This is a genomic window from Streptomyces sp. NPDC015345, assembly GCF_043078805.1.
Taxonomy (GTDB): Bacteria; Actinomycetota; Actinomycetes; order Streptomycetales; family Streptomycetaceae; genus Streptomyces.
Map to the genome: position 1 here is coordinate 686,729 of NZ_JBIBTX010000005.1, position 17,508 is coordinate 704,236.

Annotated in this window: 12 protein-coding genes, 5 tRNA genes and 1 riboswitch; of the genes, 9 read left to right on the forward strand and 8 right to left on the reverse strand. The window is 71.6% G+C overall.

The window, feature by feature from the left end; translation table 11 throughout:
- Positions 1-235: 235 nt before the first annotated feature.
- The 4 genes from ACF062_RS24365 to ACF062_RS24380 all read right to left on the reverse strand — a co-directional run bounded on the left by ACF062_RS24365 (position 236) and on the right by ACF062_RS24380 (position 2,130).
- Positions 236-309 (reverse strand) — tRNA-Phe (locus tag ACF062_RS24365).
- 24 nt (positions 310-333) lie between these two features.
- Positions 334-408: transfer RNA gene (locus ACF062_RS24370), tRNA-Asp, on the reverse strand.
- Between the two features lie 39 nt (positions 409-447).
- A tRNA-Glu gene (locus ACF062_RS24375) sits at positions 448-520 on the reverse strand.
- 80 nt (positions 521-600) lie between these two features.
- Positions 601-2,130, reverse strand: a complete 1,530-nt coding sequence (locus ACF062_RS24380) for a metallophosphoesterase (protein ID WP_392141132.1) — start codon at positions 2,128-2,130, stop codon at positions 601-603.
- A 71-nt stretch (positions 2,131-2,201) separates the two neighbouring features.
- On the opposite strand from ACF062_RS24380, the gene ACF062_RS24385 reads away from it, so the two are divergent.
- The 5 genes from ACF062_RS24385 (at position 2,202) to ACF062_RS24405 (ending at position 9,395) form a co-directional block, all read left to right on the forward strand.
- Positions 2,202-2,552, forward strand: coding sequence for a metallopeptidase family protein (locus ACF062_RS24385; protein ID WP_223775517.1), 351 nt, complete (start codon positions 2,202-2,204; stop codon positions 2,550-2,552).
- 121 nt (positions 2,553-2,673) lie between these two features.
- Positions 2,674-3,243: a hypothetical protein gene (locus tag ACF062_RS24390; protein ID WP_392141134.1), complete on the forward strand. Its 570-nt coding sequence runs from the start codon at positions 2,674-2,676 to the stop codon at positions 3,241-3,243.
- A 260-nt stretch (positions 3,244-3,503) separates the two neighbouring features.
- On the forward strand, positions 3,504-5,834 hold the full coding sequence (locus ACF062_RS24395) for a DEAD/DEAH box helicase (protein ID WP_392141136.1): 2,331 nt from the start codon (positions 3,504-3,506) through the stop codon (positions 5,832-5,834).
- 232 nt (positions 5,835-6,066) lie between these two features.
- Complete coding sequence (locus ACF062_RS24400) at positions 6,067-9,135, forward strand: FG-GAP repeat domain-containing protein (RefSeq protein WP_392141138.1); 3,069 nt, start codon at positions 6,067-6,069, stop codon at positions 9,133-9,135.
- 187 nt (positions 9,136-9,322) lie between these two features.
- Positions 9,323-9,395, forward strand: a tRNA-Lys gene (locus tag ACF062_RS24405).
- A 60-nt stretch (positions 9,396-9,455) separates the two neighbouring features.
- Here the strand turns inward: ACF062_RS24405 and ACF062_RS24410 are convergent.
- Positions 9,456-9,725 (reverse strand): chaplin, encoded by a 270-nt coding sequence (locus tag ACF062_RS24410; protein WP_392141140.1) that lies wholly within the window; start codon positions 9,723-9,725, stop codon positions 9,456-9,458.
- A 309-nt stretch (positions 9,726-10,034) separates the two neighbouring features.
- Here ACF062_RS24410 and ACF062_RS24415 point away from each other — a divergent pair, with 309 nt between their 5' ends.
- On the forward strand, positions 10,035-11,591 hold the full coding sequence (locus ACF062_RS24415) for an MFS transporter (RefSeq protein WP_392141142.1): 1,557 nt from the start codon (positions 10,035-10,037) through the stop codon (positions 11,589-11,591).
- Positions 11,592-11,676: 85 nt separating this feature from the next.
- Here ACF062_RS24415 and ACF062_RS24420 read toward each other — a convergent pair whose 3' ends face one another.
- The 3 genes from ACF062_RS24420 to ACF062_RS24430 all read right to left on the reverse strand — a co-directional run bounded on the left by ACF062_RS24420 (position 11,677) and on the right by ACF062_RS24430 (position 14,393).
- The gene (locus ACF062_RS24420; RefSeq protein ID WP_392141144.1) at positions 11,677-12,420 is read right to left on the reverse strand and encodes a MerR family transcriptional regulator; all 744 of its coding nucleotides are present in this window, start codon (positions 12,418-12,420) and stop codon (positions 11,677-11,679) included.
- A gap of 73 nt (positions 12,421-12,493) precedes the next feature.
- Positions 12,494-13,435 (reverse strand): alpha/beta fold hydrolase, encoded by a 942-nt coding sequence (locus ACF062_RS24425; RefSeq protein WP_392141146.1) that lies wholly within the window; start codon positions 13,433-13,435, stop codon positions 12,494-12,496.
- A 43-nt stretch (positions 13,436-13,478) separates the two neighbouring features.
- Positions 13,479-14,393: a glycosyltransferase family 2 protein gene (locus ACF062_RS24430; RefSeq protein WP_392141147.1), complete on the reverse strand. Its 915-nt coding sequence runs from the start codon at positions 14,391-14,393 to the stop codon at positions 13,479-13,481.
- Between the two features lie 114 nt (positions 14,394-14,507).
- Here ACF062_RS24430 and ACF062_RS24435 point away from each other — a divergent pair.
- The 3 genes from ACF062_RS24435 to ACF062_RS24445 all read left to right on the forward strand — a co-directional run bounded on the left by ACF062_RS24435 (position 14,508) and on the right by ACF062_RS24445 (position 17,464).
- Positions 14,508-14,581, forward strand: a tRNA-Met gene (locus ACF062_RS24435).
- A gap of 255 nt (positions 14,582-14,836) precedes the next feature.
- Complete coding sequence (locus tag ACF062_RS24440; RefSeq protein WP_392141149.1) at positions 14,837-15,997, forward strand: PP2C family protein-serine/threonine phosphatase; 1,161 nt, start codon at positions 14,837-14,839, stop codon at positions 15,995-15,997.
- A gap of 231 nt (positions 15,998-16,228) precedes the next feature.
- Positions 16,229-16,376, forward strand: a riboswitch (cyclic di-AMP (ydaO/yuaA leader).
- An 11-nt stretch (positions 16,377-16,387) separates the two neighbouring features.
- Positions 16,388-17,464: a M23 family metallopeptidase gene (locus tag ACF062_RS24445; RefSeq protein ID WP_392141151.1), complete on the forward strand. Its 1,077-nt coding sequence runs from the start codon at positions 16,388-16,390 to the stop codon at positions 17,462-17,464.
- Positions 17,465-17,508: the final 44 nt, after the last annotated feature.

Consider the following 17,508-nt stretch of genomic DNA (forward strand, 5'->3'; position numbering starts at 1 on the left):
CCTGCCCCTACTCCGCCGGTCCGATGCAGGGTCACGGGCGCCCGCCCGCCCCCACCCCGCCATCTCGATGCCGGGTCACGGGCCCCCCGCCCGCCCCCACCCCGACATCTCGATGCCGAGTAACGGGTGGGTGGGTGGGAGACGTCCGGCGCGGAGCGGCGGGGTAGGGGATGCCGCCGGGTGACCGTCCGGGGGACGACGAAGGCCCCGTCCAGGGGACGGGGCCTTCGGGAAGTGGCTGGGGCCGGGATCGAACCGGCGACCTATCGCTTTTCAGGCGATCGCTCGTACCAACTGAGCTACCCAGCCACGCGATCCGCGTGGAATCGCAAGCGGTCCTGACGGGATTTGAACCCGCGGCCTCCACCTTGACAGGGTGGCGAGCACTCCAAACTGCTCCACAGGACCAAGCATTGTGCGAGCACTAGTCTCGCACAAGGTGTTGCGTGCCCCCAACGGGATTCGAACCCGTGCTACCGCCTTGAAAGGGCGGCGTCCTGGGCCACTAGACGATGAGGGCTAAGAGGCCCGCCTGGGCGCTTTGCAGCGCGTCGGGGACGTGAGAAGCATATGGGATGCGAAGAGGTATCGCCAAAACGGTTATCGGCGGGGCCGTGCCCCGGGCTGGTTCTCCTTGGGGAGATGGCGGCTGACCTCCGCCTTCGTCAGGCCGAGACCACCCAGTCGGATCTCGTCCCAGGCCTGTAGCCGCTTGGTCGTACGGTCCAGGTAGAGCACGGACGCCTCGACCGGATCGGGGTACTTGCCCTCGACCGCCCGCAGCCCGCTGCCGCCCGTCGATCCCTCGACGCGCAGCCGCGTGCCCCCGTCCATGACCTCCATCCGCTGGTGGTGGACGTGGCCCGCGAGGACCAGCGGCACCTCGCCGTCCGTCTCGCGCGCCGTCGTCGGGTTGTGCGCGATCGCCACGTCGACCGGGGTGCCTGCCGCCCGCTCGGCGCGCAGGGCCGAGGCGAGCCGTATGCCGGCCATGTGGTGGACGGAGTCGCCGTCGGGCTTCACGGAGCGGTCGGGGGTGTACTGCGGGTCGCCGATCCCGGCGAAGCGCAGGCCGGCGACGGTCTCCGCCTTGCCGTCGTCGAGGACGTGGACGTTTTTGAAGCGCTCCAGGTAGCGCTGCGTGGTGAGCGAGTCGTGGTTGCCGCGCACCCACACGTAAGGGGCGCCCAGGTCCTTGATCGGGTCGAGGAAGGGGTTCTCGGCCGCGCTGCCGTGGTCCATGGTGTCGCCGGAGTCGACGATGACGTTGATGTCGTACTGCTCGACGAGGGAAGCGATGATCTTCCAGCTCGCCGGGTTGAGGTGGATGTCGGAGACGTGCAGGACCCGCATGGTCGTGGGGTCCGGCTGGTACGCGGGGAGCGTGGAGGTGACGTCGTACAGCTTGGTCACGTTGGTGACCAGGCGGGCCAACTCCTGCTGGTAGACGTCGAATTCGCTGACGATGCTGCGGGCGTCGCCGACGACCGACGGCGCGCTGCTGAGCAGGCCGGAGAACTTCGGTTCCAGGACGGACTTGGGGTTCCAGGTGGCGTACGCCGCCGTGCCCGAGGCCGCGAGGAGGGCGAGGGCCAGGCCGCCCGCCGCGAGCGCGCGGCGCGGGCGGCGGTAGACCGCGAGGCCGAGTGCGGTCGCGCCCGAGACGACGGCGACGCAGGAGCGTGCGGCCAGGTCGAGTGTGCCGTGGCCGACGTCACGTGCGACCTCGTCCTGGAGGCCCGAGAGCCGCTCGGGGTGGTCGACCAGGGCCTGGGAGCGCACCGGGTCGAGACGGTCCACGTCCACGTCGAGGCGGATGGGGGCGGTGTGGGAGCGCAGTTCCAAGGCGCCGAGCGGGGAGACGTTGATCTTCGTGCCGCCGGAGACGGACGGGCGGAGCGTCATGCGGGTGTCCATCGGGCCGACGGGTGCGCGCACGCTGCCGACGATCAGCAGGCCGAGCCAGGCGCCGAGCAGGACGACGGTGATCAGGCCGAGGGCACGGGCGTAGGGGTGCGGGGGGCTGACCAGTTCGCTGACGGGGTGGGTGCGGCGGGCGCGGTAGTGGCCCGTGAGGGCGCGGACCGCTCTTCGTACGCCTTGGGGAACGACCTTGACGTCGCGAGCCATTGGTCCCGTATGCCCAGTTGCGGCGGGAGGTATGCCGGGACGGCGGTGACGGCGTGGCCGACAATGGGGGAGTGCTGGAGATGACGCGCGAGGAGTTCGAGGAACTGGTCGGCGAGGCTCTTGACCGGATTCCGCCTGAATTGACGCGGTTGATGGACAACGTGGCCGTCTTTGTCGAGGATGAGCCGCCCGCCGAGGATCCCGACTTGCTCGGGCTCTACGAAGGGACACCGCTGACCGATCGGGGCGAGTGGTACGCGGGTGTCCTGCCGGACCGCATCACCATCTACCGGGGCCCCACGCTCCGGATGTGTGATTCGCGTGAGGACGTGGTCGCCGAGACGGAGATCACCGTCGTGCACGAGGTGGCCCATCACTTCGGGATCGACGACGCCCGGCTGCACGCGCTCGGGTACGGGTGAGCGAGAGCGCCCGGCCGCGGGTGCGGGGCCGGTGCGGGCGTGGGTGAGTCCGTGTCCTCTTGCGTGCCGCGGGAGTTGGACAGGGCGTCCCCATTCTCAGCGCCTCAGGAGGTGCTCGGTCGTGCGCCAGTTGTACGTTCCCGTCCGTTGGGCCGCGGTCGCGGTGGCCGTCGCGGCGACCGCGGGCTGCATGAGCATCGGTGACGACGGGGACGGGCCGCGGCCCGGGCGCTCCGCGGGGGACGGCGGCGGGTCCGCCGTGTCCGACGGCAGGCCGGTGGCCCGGGGCGGTGACATCGCGTCCGGTGGTGAGCGCGGGCAGGGCCGGGAGAAGGGCAAGGCCAAGCGCAAGGGCAAAGGCAAGGGCAAGGGCGGCGGCGCCTCGGGGGGCGACGGCTCGGCCCCCGGGGGTGGGGAGGCGTCGGAGTCCGCCGAGGAGGCGCCGCCCGCGGCCACCCCGAAGCCGACGAAGAGGCCCGACAAGCCCGTCCCGCCGCGGCCGAAGCCGACCCCGACCCGGACGAGCGAGGAACCCGAGCCGCCGAAGCCCTCGTCGACCCCGACGCCCGTCCCGACCACCCCGGAGCCCTCCTCCTCGGAGCACGAGGGGCCGGGGCAGGGCGCGCAGCTCCAGCGCCGGAACGCGGAGGCCGAGGAGCGCGAGCCGTCTCCCGAGGCGGGGCCGCGGTAACTGCCGTGGGGAGCTCGTCGGCGGTGCGGGAAATCGCGTATCCGCAGGTGGGAGGCTGTTTGAGAGGGGCGGTTTGCCATATGGGGTGGGGGGTGCGTATGGTGGTAGATCGTTTGATCCCATTTGCCCGGCGCCGACACAGAAGAGCGCCGCGTGGCGCGTACTCTCCCTTGCCGTGGCTGACCGCATCGAGGCGGTCCATTGCGAAATCACGGAGTTGACGGGCGCGTGCCGAGACTCCGGAAGGTTTCGCATTTCGCATGTCCATTTTCAGTTCTGACCACGCCGTCCTGCCCGAGAACCAGAACACCGACGAGAACCAGAGCGAGAACCAGAACGTGATCGTCGAGGTTCCCGAGACGGTTGAGGCCGTTGAGGTTGTCGAGAGCGCTGAGGTCGTCGAAGCCGCCGAGGCCGTCGAGGTCGCCGGTGACAGTGACGCCGTCGAGGCCCAGGCCGACGCCGAGCCCGAGATGACCTTCGCCGACCTCGGTCTGCCCGAGGGCATCGTCCGCAAGCTCGCGCAGAACGGCGTGACCACGCCCTTCCCGATCCAGGCCGCGACCATCCCGGACGCCCTGGCCGGCAAGGACATCCTCGGCCGTGGCCGCACCGGCTCCGGCAAGACCCTCTCCTTCGGTCTGCCGATGCTGGCGACCCTCGCCGAGGGCGGCCGCACCGAGAAGAAGAAGCCCCGCGGCGTCATCCTCACCCCGACCCGTGAGCTCGCGATGCAGGTCGCGGACGCCCTCCAGCCCTACGGCGACGTCCTCGGCCTGAAGATGAAGGTCGTCTGCGGCGGTACGTCCATGGGCAACCAGATCTACGCCCTGGAGCGCGGCGTCGACATCCTCGTCGCCACGCCGGGCCGTCTGCGCGACATCATCAGCCGCGGCGCCTGCTCCCTGGAAAACACCCAGATCGCCGTCCTCGACGAGGCCGACCAGATGTCCGACCTGGGCTTCCTGCCCGAGGTCACCGAGCTGCTCGACCAGGTTCCGTCCGGCGGCCAGCGCATGCTGTTCTCGGCCACGATGGAGAACGAGATCTCCACGCTGGTCAAGCGCTACCTGACCAACCCGGTGACGCACGAGGTCGACAGCGCCCAGGGCAACGTCACGACCATGACGCACCACATCCTGATCGTGAAGCCCCGCGACAAGGCGCCCGTCACGGCCGCCATCGCCGCGCGCAAGGGCCGCACGATCATCTTCGTCCGCACCCAGCTGGGCGCCGACCGCATCGCCGAGCAGCTCTGCGACTCCGGTGTGAAGGCCGACGCGCTGCACGGCGGCATGACGCAGGGCGCCCGTACCCGCGTGCTCGAAGACTTCAAGAAGGGCTACGTCAACGCCCTCGTCGCCACCGACGTCGCCGCCCGCGGCATCCACGTCGACGGCATCGACCTGGTCCTGAACGTGGACCCGGCCGGTGACCACAAGGACTATCTGCACCGCTCCGGCCGTACGGCCCGTGCGGGTCGCAGCGGCACGGTCGTCTCCCTCTCCCTGCCGCACCAGCGCCGCCAGATCTTCCGCCTGATGGAGGACGCGGGCGTCGACGCCACGCGCCACATCATCAACGGCGGCGGCACCTTCGACCCGGAGGTCGCCGAGATCACCGGCGCCCGTTCGATGACCGAGGTGCAGGCCGACTCCGCGGGCAACGCCGCGACCCAGGCCGAGCGTGAGGTCAAGGAGCTCACCAAGGAGCTGGAGCGCGCGCAGCGCCGCGCCGCCGAGCTGCGCGAGGAGGCCGACCGCCTCACCGCGCGTGCCGCCCGCGAGCGCGGTGAGGACCCGGAGGTCGCCGTCGCCGAGGCCGCCGCCGCGGCCGAGGCCGTCGTGGAGGCCGCCGTCGTGTCGGTCCCCGAGCAGCCGACCGCCGAGCGCCCGGTCCGCGAGGAGCGCTCCTCCTCGTACGAGAACCGCCGTCCGCAGCGTGATGAGCGCGGCAACTACGAGCGTGACCGTCGCGGCGACCGTGGCGGCTTCAACCGCGACGACAGCCGTGGCGGTGAGCGTGGTGGCTTCCGTCGCGACGACCGTCCGTCGGGTGGCGGCTTCAACCGTGACCGTCGTGACGACCGCGGTGGTGACCGTGGCGGCTTCCGCCGTGACGACAACCGTGGTGGCGGTGACCGTGGTGGTTTCCGTCGCGACGACCGTCCGTCGGGTGGCGGCTTCAACCGTGACCGTCGTGACGACCGCGGTGGCGACCGTGGCGGCTTCCGTCGCGATGACCGTCCGTCGGGTGGTGGCTTCAACCGTGACCGTGGTGGCGACAGCCGTGGCGGTGACCGTGGTGGTTTCCGTCGCGACGACCGTCCGTCGGGTGGCGGCTTCAACCGCGACCGCCGTGACGACACCCGTGGCGGCGACCGTGGCGGCTTCCGCCGTGACGACCGCCCGTCCGGTGGTCACCGCGGCAGCGACCGTCCGTTCAACCGTGACCGTCGCGACGACCGCCCCTCCGGCGGCTTCCGCTCCGGTGGCCACGAGCGTCCCGCGTACAACCGCGACCGCTCCGGCACCGGCACCGGCTCCTTCGGCCGCCGTGACGACAAGCCGCGCTGGAAGCGCAACGGCTGAGTCCCAGCAGTGAACCAGTGGCCCCCACCCGATCCGGGTGGGGGCCACTGGCCTGTCCGGGGGCGAATGTACGATCAGGGAACTTTGGGGAGGGGCACGACGGCCGGGGGCCGGATCGCCGCCTGCGACAGGCACCTCCCGGCACCCTGGGGAGGGACTTCCGTTGGTTTCCTTGACTCGTCATGCCTGGGCACATCACCGTCGGACGAGACGTCTCGGCATTGCCGTGGCCGTGTCCGCCGCCGTCGTGGCGGGGGCGGGCCCGCTGACGCCGCCGGCCTCCGCGGCGCCCACGGGCTCCGAGGCGGTGGTGCCCGCGGCCGAGCGGACCACGGACCTTTCGGCGTCGTTGTTCGCCCCGGAGCAGATGCGGGGTGCGGACGGGGCGGGCGCCAAGGGCGTCTTCCACCGCATGGAGGGCTTCAGCGGCCTGGTCTGGACGCGTTACGCGGACGGGAAGACGTTCCCCGTGCCCGCGGACGTGGGGGCGATCGAAGCGGCGCCCACCGGGAGCGACCTGCTGGCCAGGCGGCCCGGCGGCGGCAGGGTCGTCGAGCTGTGGGACGCGGTGGACCGGACGTCCCGCACGCTGCCCCTCCCGGAGGGCCAGATCCACCTGGCGACGTACGGCTCCACGGTCATCACGCACACGAAGACGGCCGACGACCCCGGACCCGACCCCGACACCCTGCACCTGCTCTCGCCGGGCGCGGACGGCTCGCCGCATGACGTGACGGTGCGCGGTCTGCCCGAGGGAGGCGTGGTCGGCCCTCCGCTGGGCGGTGACGAGTCGTCCCTGTTCTTCCTCGGCAAGGTGGCGGGGACCAGCCGGGTGTTCGAGGCGGACATGCGGACCGGGCAGGTCAAGGGCTGGTCCGACGCCGTGCCTTCCGGGCATACCTTCGCTTCCATCTCGCCCGACCGGGTCGCCGTGTACAGCAGGTACGCGTCCGAGGTCCTCGTCCTCGACCGCTCCGACCTGTCGGCCGCTCCCACGGCCGTCTCCCTCGAAGGCGGCACCCTCCAGCCGCGCGATGCCCTCGCGGTGGTCGGCGACTGGCTGCTGTACCGCCCGCGTACCGGCAGCGCGGCGGGTTCTGTGAAGGCCGCGCCGATCGCGGGCGGCGACCCGGTGACGCTGGTGGGGAAGATGAACCGGCCCGCCATTTCCACCGGCCCCGGCGGCACGGCCGTCGTCATCGGCCCGTCGGGCGGGCAGCAGGCCATCCAGCGCATCACCGCCGACGGGTCGGGCCGGCCGGTGGTCACCGTGGTCAAGCCGCTGCCCCGTCCCAGGCCGGAGATCCGCGGGCTCGCGCTCGCCCAGGGCAGGCTGCTGGTCACCGACTCCTCCAGCGGCCGCCGCGACGATTACGCCCGTACGGTCGACAGCCCGCTCCCGGCCGGCGCCCCGGCCTTCGGCGAGCGCTCCTCCTTCACGCCGGGAACGAATGTGCTGATCGGCAGCGACTGTCCGGCGAAGGACGTCGGCTGCTCGCAGATCCACGGCACCACCGACGGCCGGATCGCCTGGCTGGAGCACGAGCAGGTCGACGACCGGATCCGGGTGAACGGGCCGGGTTCCACCGACCTCTTCGAGAAGAGTGTCCCCGCGGGCGGCGTCATCACCGACCTCTCCGGCAAGTACGTGATCCACACGGTGGACGGCAAGCAGTCCGTCTACCGCCTCGGCAACTACGCGCCCGCCGTGGTGACCCGGGACGCGGGCGCCGCGGCTCTGTGGGGGGACGACCTGTGGACGCCCGGTACGGCTCCGGGCACGGTCACCGCGTACGACCTGACGGCGAAGAAGACGGTGGACGAGGTCTCCACCGGAGCCGACTGCGCCCCCACCGAGCTCCAGGCGCTGGGGCGTTGGCTGTACTGGAGCTGCGACGTCGACGGGCCCGCGGGCGTGTACGACCGTACGGAGAAGCGGACGGTCCCCGTGCCCGGGGGCGAGGCGCTGCTCGGCGACGGTTACGTGGTCACGCACGACAAGAAGGCCGGAAAGCTCGCCCTGACCGAGGTGGCGGACGGCACGGCCACCACCCGGCACATCGGCGACCTGCCCGACACGGGCGTCTCCCAGCGCCATGTGCGGTGGACCGTCGACAAGTCGGGCGCCACCGTCGCCTACGTGGACGAGCGGGAGCGCGTGCACCTCGTGCCGTCCGGTGAGCCGACGCAGCCGCTGGAGCCGATGGCACCGGCCGACGACGCCGCGTCGGTCCGCGCGACCACCCGGGACGCCGTGCCGGACACTCTCACCACGCTGCTCCTCTCCAAGCCCGCGGCGGGCTGGAAGCTGACGGTCCGCGCCCACGGGACGGGTGAGGTCGTGGACACGGAGGAGGGCGGCACGACGCGGGGCGAGCTGGCCGTGGGCTGGCACGGCGCCGGCCCCGACGCGCCACTGCCCACCGGCCGCTACGACTGGACGCTGACGGTGCGGCCCGCGGACGGTTCCGGGCCATCGCTGGAGACCCGCGGCACGGTCGCGCTGCACCAGGGGACGCCCGTGCGCCACGACCACGTGGGCGCGGGCGCCGAGCCCGACGGCACCGGTGACCTGCTCACCCTCAACTCCTCGGGCGGGCTGACCTTCCAGCAGGGCGACGGGAAGGGCGGCTTCTCGGCCAAGGTGTCGGCGAGCGGCTGGCCGGCGAAGGCGCTCGCCGTGCCCTTCGGCGACCTGGACAAGGACCGCTGCAACGACGTGCTGGTCCGTATGACCGACGGTTCCCTGCGCGGCTACCGCCCGGAGTGCGGCGGCCCGCTGACTCCCTCGGCCCCGTACACGAAGCTGGGCACCGGCTGGAACGCGTACGACGTGCTGACCTCGCCCGGTGACCTGACCGGTGACGGCCGGGCGGACCTCCTCGCCCGCAAGGCCTCGACCGGCGACATCCACGTCTTCGCGGCCAAGAGCGACGGGACGCTCGCCGCGGGGAAGAAGATCCGGTCCGCGTGGAAGTCGTACACGAAGATCGTGGGGGCCGGTGATCTGAACGGTGACGGGATCGGGGACGTCCTCGCCCGGCACACGGACGGCACGCTGTACCGGTACGAGGGCAAGGGCGACGGCACCCTCAAGGACAGGGCCAAGGTCTTCACCGCCTGGGGTGCCTCCTACAACGCGGTGATCGGCGTCGGTGACATCACAGGTGACGGCAAGGCCGACCTGGTCGTGCGCGACACGGCCGGGAACCTCTACCGGAACGACGGCAAGGGGAACGGTTCGTTCACCGGGCGGACGAAGATCGCCTCGGGGTGGGGCGGCTACAAGGGCCTCTTCTAGCGGCACGACAGCGGCCGTGACACGGTGACACCTTCGAACGGGGCCCCTGACAACCCTCAACTGGGGCCCCGGCCGGGGGTCTTGCCGCCCCCGTTTCCGCGGCGCCCGGGTGGCCGGACGACTCCCGACGGCGATACCCGATCGGATGACGGGGCGCGTCCCGCTATGCTCGGGGGTGCACCACCGAGGACCGTTAGCTCAATTGGCAGAGCAGTGGACTTTTAATCCATTGGTTGTGGGTTCGAGTCCCACACGGTCTACGGGACGGGCCCCTGGTCGGAGGAATCCGATCAGGGGCCCGATGTCGTTTCCGGGGGCGGTCAGGTCGGTTCGCAGACGTTGCCGACCGCGGGGCTGGGCACGCCGGCGACGTTGATGGTGTTGCCGCAGAAGTTGAACGACGTCTTCACGGGCATCTGTACGAGGTTGCCGCTGCCGTAGCCGGGCGAGTTGCCGACCGAGCCCTGCATGGTGTCGTCGGGGCGGGGGTCGGCCGCGGCGGGCGGGGCGCCGCACACCAGGGCGAGCGTGGTGAGCGCGGTCGTCGCGAGGGTCCTGCGTCCGCCCTTGGGGCGCCTCCAGCTGTGCATGTAGCCGTGCATGTGGTGCCTCCGAGTCTTGCCGTCGCTTCTTTCCGGGGGGTTCTTCCTGCCCCGGAGCCTCATCCCGTCCGGGCGGCGGCGACATGCCGGTGACCCGGTGGCCGTAAGGGAACCGCTCGTTCGTGGGCCCCGGGTGCGGGCGCCGCGGGGCGGGGCCATGGCGCGCGTATGGCGTTCGCTCATTGCGCACAGCGTGCGCTGTGCGTACAGTGTTCGCAACGGGAGCACGGCGTACGCGCCCAGTTCCCGGCTCGGTCTCCGTCCGCGTCACACGTCTATGTCTTGAGGGGTTCCACGATGGAAGAGCGCCGTCATCCGCGCCGCTGGCTCATCCTGATCGTGCTCTGCCTGAGCACGCTCGTGCTGGTCATCGACAACATGGTCCTGACCGTCTCGGTCCCGCCGATCGCCGAGGACCTCGGCGCGGACGCCCAGGACATCCAGTGGATCATCGAGTCCTACATCCTGGTCTTCGCGGGCCTGCTGCTCACCGCGGGCAGCCTCTCCGACCGGTTCGGGCGGCGGCGGGTCATGATCGCGGGGCTTGTGCTCTTCGGGGCCGCGTCCCTGCTGGCCACCGTCGCGCAGAACCCCGAACAGCTCATCGCCGGGCGGGTGTTGATGGGCGTAGGCGGTGCCCTGGTGATGCCCAGCACGCTGTCGATCCTGATCACCGTCTTCGACGACGAGGAGCGGCGCAAGGCGATCGGTGCCTGGAGCGCGGTGGCCGTGGTCGGCCTGGTCGGCGGACCCGTGCTCGGCGGTGTGCTGATCGCCCACTTCTGGTGGGGCGCCGTCTTCCTGATGAACGTTCCGATCGCCCTCCTCGCCATCGTCGCCGCCCTCGTCCTCATGCCGGAGTCCAAGGGCCCCGCCCGCAAGGCCGACCCGCTGGGCATGGTGCTCTCGATGGTCGGGATGACCGCGCTGGTGTGGACGATCATCGAGTCCGCCAAGGCCGGGCTCGGCGAGACGAGTACGCAGGTCTCGCTCTCCGTCGCCGTCGTCTCCCTGGTGGCCTTCGGGATCTGGGAGGTCCGCTGCGATGCGCCGACGGTCCCCCTCGGCCTCTTCCGCGACCGCGTCTTCAGCGGCGCCAGCTTCTCCCTCGTCCTGCTGACCTTCGCCAACGGCGGCCTGATGCTGGTCCTGACCCAGTACCTCCAGTTCGTGCTCGGCTACTCGCCCACCGAGACGGGCCTGGCCTTCGCCCCCATGGCCGTCGCCACGCTGCTGTTCAACGGTGTCGGCGCCACCCTCGGCAACAAGATCGGCAACCGGCCCATGACCGCCGCCGGCCTCGCCGTCATCGCCGCCGGGTTCGGGGTGCTCGCCTCGCTGCCCTCCGACGCCGGGTTCGGGATGCTCGCCGCCGCGATGGTGCTGATCGGCATCGGTGGTGGCCTGGCGATGCCCGCCGCGACCGCCGCCCTGATGAGCGCGGTCCCCGCCGAGCACGCCGGGGTCGGCTCCGCACTCAACGACACCGTCCAGCAGGCCGGCGCGGCCCTCGGCGTCGCCGTCCTCGGCACGGTCCTCTCCCGCACCTACACCGGAGCCATGCCCGACGCCGTACCCGCCGGGGCGAGCCACTCCGTGTCCGACGCGCTCGCCCTGGCCGCCGCCACCGGTGACTCCGCGCTCGCCGCGACGGCCCGCGAGGCCTTCACCGAGGCGATGTCCGCCAGCTTCTGGGCCGGGGCGGCGGGTGTCCTGGCCGCGGCCGCCCTCGCCGTCATCCTCATCCGGGACCGCAAGGCCCCGGCCGGGGAGGACACCTCGGCGGCCGGGGAGCACACCGCCCCGGGCCGGCAGGACGTCACCCGCGACGCCGAACTGACCACCGCCGCCTGAGGCCGCGGGCACCCCTGATCAGACGTACGTACGACACCGCAGCGCCCCGCCCGGATTCGTTCCGGCGGGGCGTTGCGCGTAAGTCTCAGTCGTCGTGCTCCGCGGCGGTTCGGCGCCGCTCGGCGCGCTGGGACAGTGTTTCGAGGATGCGCTGCCAGGCCGGTGACGCCTCCCCGAAGATCCGGGAGAAGACCAGCTTCGGGCTCCCCGGCCGGCCACCGTCCCGTCCGTGCCGCTTCTCCCACGCGTCCAGTTCGTCGATGAGTTGTTCCAGGCGCGGATCGTCGGGGTCCCAGTCCACCGCCCGGTCGCAGGCGAGATACAGGCGCGTCGTCTCGGGGTCGTCGAACCGGGCGCTCTTGTCCCGTATCCGCCTCGGCATGGAGGACGGGTCCAGCGCCTGCGTCAGGATCCACGAGTCGCGCTCCAGCCGTACCCTGCGCTCGCTGACCCCGAGGCCGCGCATCCGGTCCAGGATGGCGACCACCTCGGGGGGCAGGACGAGCCGTTCACCGCTGTCCAGTTCGGCGATCCGGCGGCGGTACTCGCTGAGCTGCTCGATCTTGCGCCCCAGCTCGGCGTCGATGTCAGTCAGGGCCGAGGCGAATTCGGCCGGCCGCGCGTGCAGCAGCGCGTCGATACGGGCCAGCGGGACACCGGCATCGGCGAGGGTCCTGATCCGGATGAGATCCACCGCCGCCTGCGCGGCGTAGCGGCGGTAGCCGGAGGCATCGCGCTCAGGCTCGGGCAGCAGGCCGAAGTGGTGGTAGTGGCGAACGGTGCGTACGGTCACGCCGGCTGCCGCCGCGAGTTGGCTGATCGTAAGCACCGTTCACCTCCGGGCTGTGGGCGTGGCGTGACGCGACGCAACGTGTCGTGTCGTGATCATCCGTGCCGGGAGTTTAGGCGCGCGGGGGGCACGGCTGGTACCGGGCCGGGGCCGCCCGGTCGATGACGTCGCGGACCGCCTGGATCACGGCGTCGGGACGGTCGAAGCAGAGCCGGTGGTGGAAGGTGTCGGCGAGGACGCGCTGTTCCCCGCGCGAGACCGCGCCCACCAGGGCGGCGTCCATTCTCGTCCTGGCCTCGCGCATCTCCCGCGCCGTCCGCTCCGGCACCGGCGCCTGCTGGGCGGGGTCGTCGCCCACCACGGTGAGGGCGACCACCGGGACGTCGGGTATGTCCGGCCCGGCCTTCAGCTCGGCGGCGAGTTCGGCAAGGCCGCCCCGCTCGGCGACACCGGAGCGGAGCCACGCGTCGCTCTCCTTGGCTTCGAGCAGCGGCTGCCGCAGGTGCTCCGGGTGGTTCGCGAGCAGCTCGGCGCGCATCTCGCGCAGGGCAGGGCGCATCCGTTCGAGCTGCGCCACGTCGGGTGCCATCCGCTCGGCCGCGGCCAGGCTCGCCGCGGGGGGCATGAAGTCGTCCCATTCACGGTGGAAGGCGTCCAGCCAGACCAGGCCCGCCACGTCCTCGGGGAACAGTTGTGCGAAACGGTGCGCGTAGGCACCGCCCAGGGAGTGCGCCGCGAGTACGTACGGGCCGGCGATGCCCTGGACGCGCAGCAGCTCGCGCAGCTCCGTGGCGACCTCGGCGGCGGTGCGCGGCAGCGGGAGGGGGTCGCTGTAGCCCGTGCCGCCGCGGTCGTACACCACGGCGGTGGTGAACCGCGCGACCCCTTGCTGCACACCGAAATAGTCCAGGCCGACCGCGCTGGCGCCCGGCAGGAACACGACGGCCGGCCCGCCGCTGCCCGACCGGTGCACGAAGAGGCGGCGGCCGTCGATCTCCTGGAACCCGCCGACCGGTGGAGCCGGCCGGGCCGTGGAAGTGCTGTTGTTCGTCATGCGACGAGGCTGCAACGTTGACGCAGCGTCAGGGTCAAGCCCCTCAGAGGATCGGCGGGCGGCCCAGCCGGGTCATCCGCCATACGGTGCGCCACGACATCGGCCCCCGGGGACCGCACGGCGTCCGCACCCCCTCGATGAAACCGCCCCACCACGCCCTCAGGCCCGCAAGGGACCGCGTCCGCGCCATGGTGAGGACGATCCACACGCCGAGATAGACGGGGATCAACGGCACCGGCAGCCGGCGGCGGGCCAGCCAGACGCGGTTGCGGGCGGTGAACCGGTAGTAGACCGCGTGCCGGGCGGGGGACGTCTTCGGATGCTGGAGGACGAGCTCCGGTTCGTAGCGGATCCGCCACCCCGCGTCGAGCGCGCGCCACGCCAGGTCGGACTCCTCGTGCCCGAAGAAGAACTCGGCGGGCCACAAGCCGATCTCCCGGAGCATGGGCATCGAGAGGGCGTGGCCGCCACCGAGGAAGGCGGTCACCGGACCGCGGCGCATCGGGTCGTCGGCGTGCAGCCGGGGCACCCAGCGGCGCTCCGTGTGCCCGTGTTCGTCGGCGACCCTGAAGCCGATGATCCCCAGCCGCGGGTCCTCCGCGAACAGCTGCCGGACCTTGCGGAACACGTCGTCGGCGATGAGCAGGCCGTCGTCGTCCAGTTCGACGACTACATCCACCTCGCCATCGCCATCGCCATCACCCTCGACCTCGCCCGAGTCGCGCAGCGCCTCGATGCCGACGTTGCGGCCGCCGGGGCAGCCGAGGTTCTCCTTGAGCGGGATCTTGGTCAGGCGTGCCGAGCCGGTCGCGATGCCGGTGAGTGGCGTCGCGTTGCCCACCAGCACCACCCGCGCCGCCGGGACGTCCTGTTTCTCCACCGAGGCGAGCAGGGCGTCCAGCTCCCGCGGGCGCGTGCCCATGGTCACGATGACGACTCCGATACGCGGCAGCGGCATGGCGGTGAACCCCAGTGATCGGCGAAGTGCCGATGCTAACGCCACGCGGCCGGGGCCCCCGGAGGGTATTGGTTCGCCTCACCCCCTCGGATGGCGTACTGTTGTGTTTACCGACGCGGGGTGGAGCAGCTCGGTAGCTCGCTGGGCTCATAACCCAGAGGTCGCAGGTTCAAATCCTGTCCCCGCTACTGAAGGCCGAAGGCCCGGATCCAGTGATCACTCACTGGATCCGGGCCTTCGGTGTTTTCGGGGGTCCCGGTTTTTCGGGTTTCGGGGTTTCGGGTTCTCGGGTTCTCGGGTTTTCAGGCTCTCTTCCAGGGCGGTATGCCCTTCTTCCCCGCCTCCCGTCACCCGTACGGCCCACACCAGCTCGCACCAGGACCCCTCTCCAGGAAGCCTGGGTGCAGCGCGGCGATGGGCGCGGGATCGGCGGGAGACAAGCGGTGGGGCAGCGTGGAGGTACCGGCGGCAGCGGAGCCACCGCGCACGAGCGGACCCTCGTACGGATACTGCCCGTCCTGCTCCTCGTCGTCGGAGTCGTGTACGACGCCCTGACCCCGCCCGAGTTCACCGCCGCACCGCTCTTCACGGCGGCCCCGCTGATCGCCGCCCCCTTCTACTCGCTGCTCGGCACCGTCCTGACGGGCGTCGCGGCCTCGGTCGCGGTCACCGTGCTGCACTACGGCAGCTCCGTCGGCGGCCATGTCGAGGCCGTCACCGAACTGCTCACCGTGACGACCGTCGCGGCCCTCGCGATCTTCATCAACCGCGTCGTGCGCCGTGGCAACGACCGGCTCGCCATCGCCCGCTCCATCGCCGAGGCCACCCAGCGCGCCGTGCTGCCACAGCCCGACCCCCGCATCGGCGGGCTCGACCTCGCGGCGCGGTACGAGGCCGCGCAGGCCGACGCGTTCATCGGCGGTGATCTGTACGCCGTACAGGACACCCCGCACGGCGTACGGCTCATCGTCGGCGACGTCCGTGGCAAGGGCATGGGCGCGGTGGCCGCCGTCGCCGTCGTCATCGGCGCCTTCCGTGAGGCCGCCGAGCAGGAGACCACCCTGGAGGCCGTGGCGCAGCGCCTGGAGCGGGCCCTCGCGCGGGAGGGCACCCGGCGCGACGGGCTCGACGCCTTCGAGGGGTTCACCACCGCCGTCCTCGCGGAGATCCGGGTCGGCGACGGCTGCGTACGGCTGGTGAACCGGGGGCATCCGGAGCCGCTGCTGCTGCGGGGCGACGGCCGGCTGTGCGTGCTCTCCCCGAGCGAGCCCGCGCTGCCGCTCGGCATGGGGGAGCTAGGGGCGTGGCCGGACCGGGCGGACGAGTCGGAGTTCCCGCCCGGGGCGATGCTGCTCTTCTACACGGACGGTCTCTCGGAGGCGCGCGACGCGACCGGGGCCTTCTACGACCCCGCGACCCGGCTCGGCGGGCGGATCTTCCCCGGCCGGGAGGGCCCGCACACGCTGCTCGCCACGCTCACGCAGGAGGTGCGGCGGCACACCGGGGGCGCGGCGACGGACGACATGGCGCTGCTCGCGGTGCGGCGGCCGGCCACCGGGGACGGCAAGGCCGCGGCGGAGAGCCATGTCACTGGCCGTGACTGAAGTGCAGCCCTCCGCATCACAACTGACGTTCTGTCAAGGGAATGTGAAGTTCCGGTGTGTGACTTTCTCGGGTGACACAGGGTCAACTTGCCCCGGTGCGAACCCTCGTGTCCCGTTAAGTCCTGCCCGCGAGCGTTAATGATCAATCGGAACAGCTTGGAATACGGCACCGCTGTCTATTAACGTTCGATAACGCAGCGCGGTCGTCCCAGCCGTCACTAGAGGCGGCTCCGTGCGCACACGCCTAATCCCGCAAGGGAGCCGGGGAACCACCAACTTGGGGTGAATCGGGCAGCTGTGCATCCGTGCCGGTTGTCCGTAGGAGACCTTCCTGCTCCGAACCCGTCAGCTAACCCGGTAGGCGAGAAGGAAGGAAAGGAGTGCGCCCCAGTGGCGTCCAACCGGCCTGCCCCCCAAGCCGCGTACGTACCGAATGACGACGACTTCGGTGGTTACGACCAGGAGACCTGGGAGGAATGGAATCCCACCGAGGAGTCCGTCCGTCCCGTCCGCGGCAGGCACCGTGTGCACAAGAAGGGCGGCGGCGGGCTCGCCCGCAGCTCCACCGTGCTGGGCGTCGGCGTCATCGCCGCCGTCGGCGCGGGCGGCATAGCCACCGCGCAGGACGGCAAGGCGCCCGTCTCCATCTCGATGCCCGACCTCGGCGCCGTCGCCGACTCGCTCCCCGAGGCCGAGTCCCTGCCCGGCGTGGGCTCCCTCCTCTCCGACGACTCCGCCGCCCCCGCGGGCTCCGAAGCCGTCACGGCCGCGGCTCCGCTCAGCGCCGCCGGTGTCAGCTCCACCGACGCCGAGCAGGGCGCCACGGACGCGGGCGAGGCACTGCGCGCCCGCATCATGCAGCAGGCCGAGAACCAGCAGGACCAGGCGGACGACGCGGTGCGGACCGCGGCCGAGGAGGCCGCCGTCAAGAAGGCCGCCGAGGAGGCCGCCGCCCAGCAGAGGCTGGCCGAGCGGAAGGCCGACGCCAAGGCCGCCGCCAAGAAGAAGAAGGAGCAGGAGGCCCGCGAGGCCAAGGCCCTGGCCGAGCGCCGGGCCAAGCTCGCCAAGAGCTACGCGCTGCCCACCTCCTCGTACACCATCACGTCGCACTTCGGTGTCGCCGGCTCCATGTGGTCCTCCGGGCACCACACCGGCCTCGACTTCGCCGCACCGACGGGTACCCCGCTCAAGGCCGTCCACACCGGCACCGTCAAGGAAGCCGGCTGGGCGGGCGCGTACGGCTACCGCACCGTCCTGGAGCTGAGCGACGGCACCGAGGTCTGGTACTGCCACCAGTCCTCGATGAACGTCAGCGCGGGACAGAAGGTCAGCACCGGCGATGTCATCGGGCGCGTCGGCGCGACCGGCAACGTCACCGGACCGCACCTCCACATGGAGGTCCACACCGCGGGCGGCTCCACCGTCGACCCCCTCGCCTGGCTCCAGAGTAAGGGCCTCAACCCCTGACCCGAAGCGGACGACTTGACGTTCATTTGGGGGAGCCGCCGGAA

Excerpts from the sequence above, each read along its gene's own strand:
- ACF062_RS24380 (WP_392141132.1), bottom strand. The coding sequence starts at position 2,130 with ATGGCTCGCGACGTCAAGGTCGTTCCCCAAGGCGTACGAAGAGCGGTC.
- ACF062_RS24395 (WP_392141136.1), top strand. The coding sequence starts at position 3,504 with ATGTCCATTTTCAGTTCTGACCACGCCGTCCTGCCCGAGAACCAGAAC.
- ACF062_RS24410 (WP_392141140.1), bottom strand. The coding sequence starts at position 9,725 with ATGCACAGCTGGAGGCGCCCCAAGGGCGGACGCAGGACCCTCGCGACG.
- ACF062_RS24415 (WP_392141142.1), top strand. The coding sequence starts at position 10,035 with ATGGAAGAGCGCCGTCATCCGCGCCGCTGGCTCATCCTGATCGTGCTC.
- ACF062_RS24425 (WP_392141146.1), bottom strand. The coding sequence starts at position 13,435 with ATGACGAACAACAGCACTTCCACGGCCCGGCCGGCTCCACCGGTCGGC.
- ACF062_RS24430 (WP_392141147.1), bottom strand. The coding sequence starts at position 14,393 with ATGCCGCTGCCGCGTATCGGAGTCGTCATCGTGACCATGGGCACGCGC.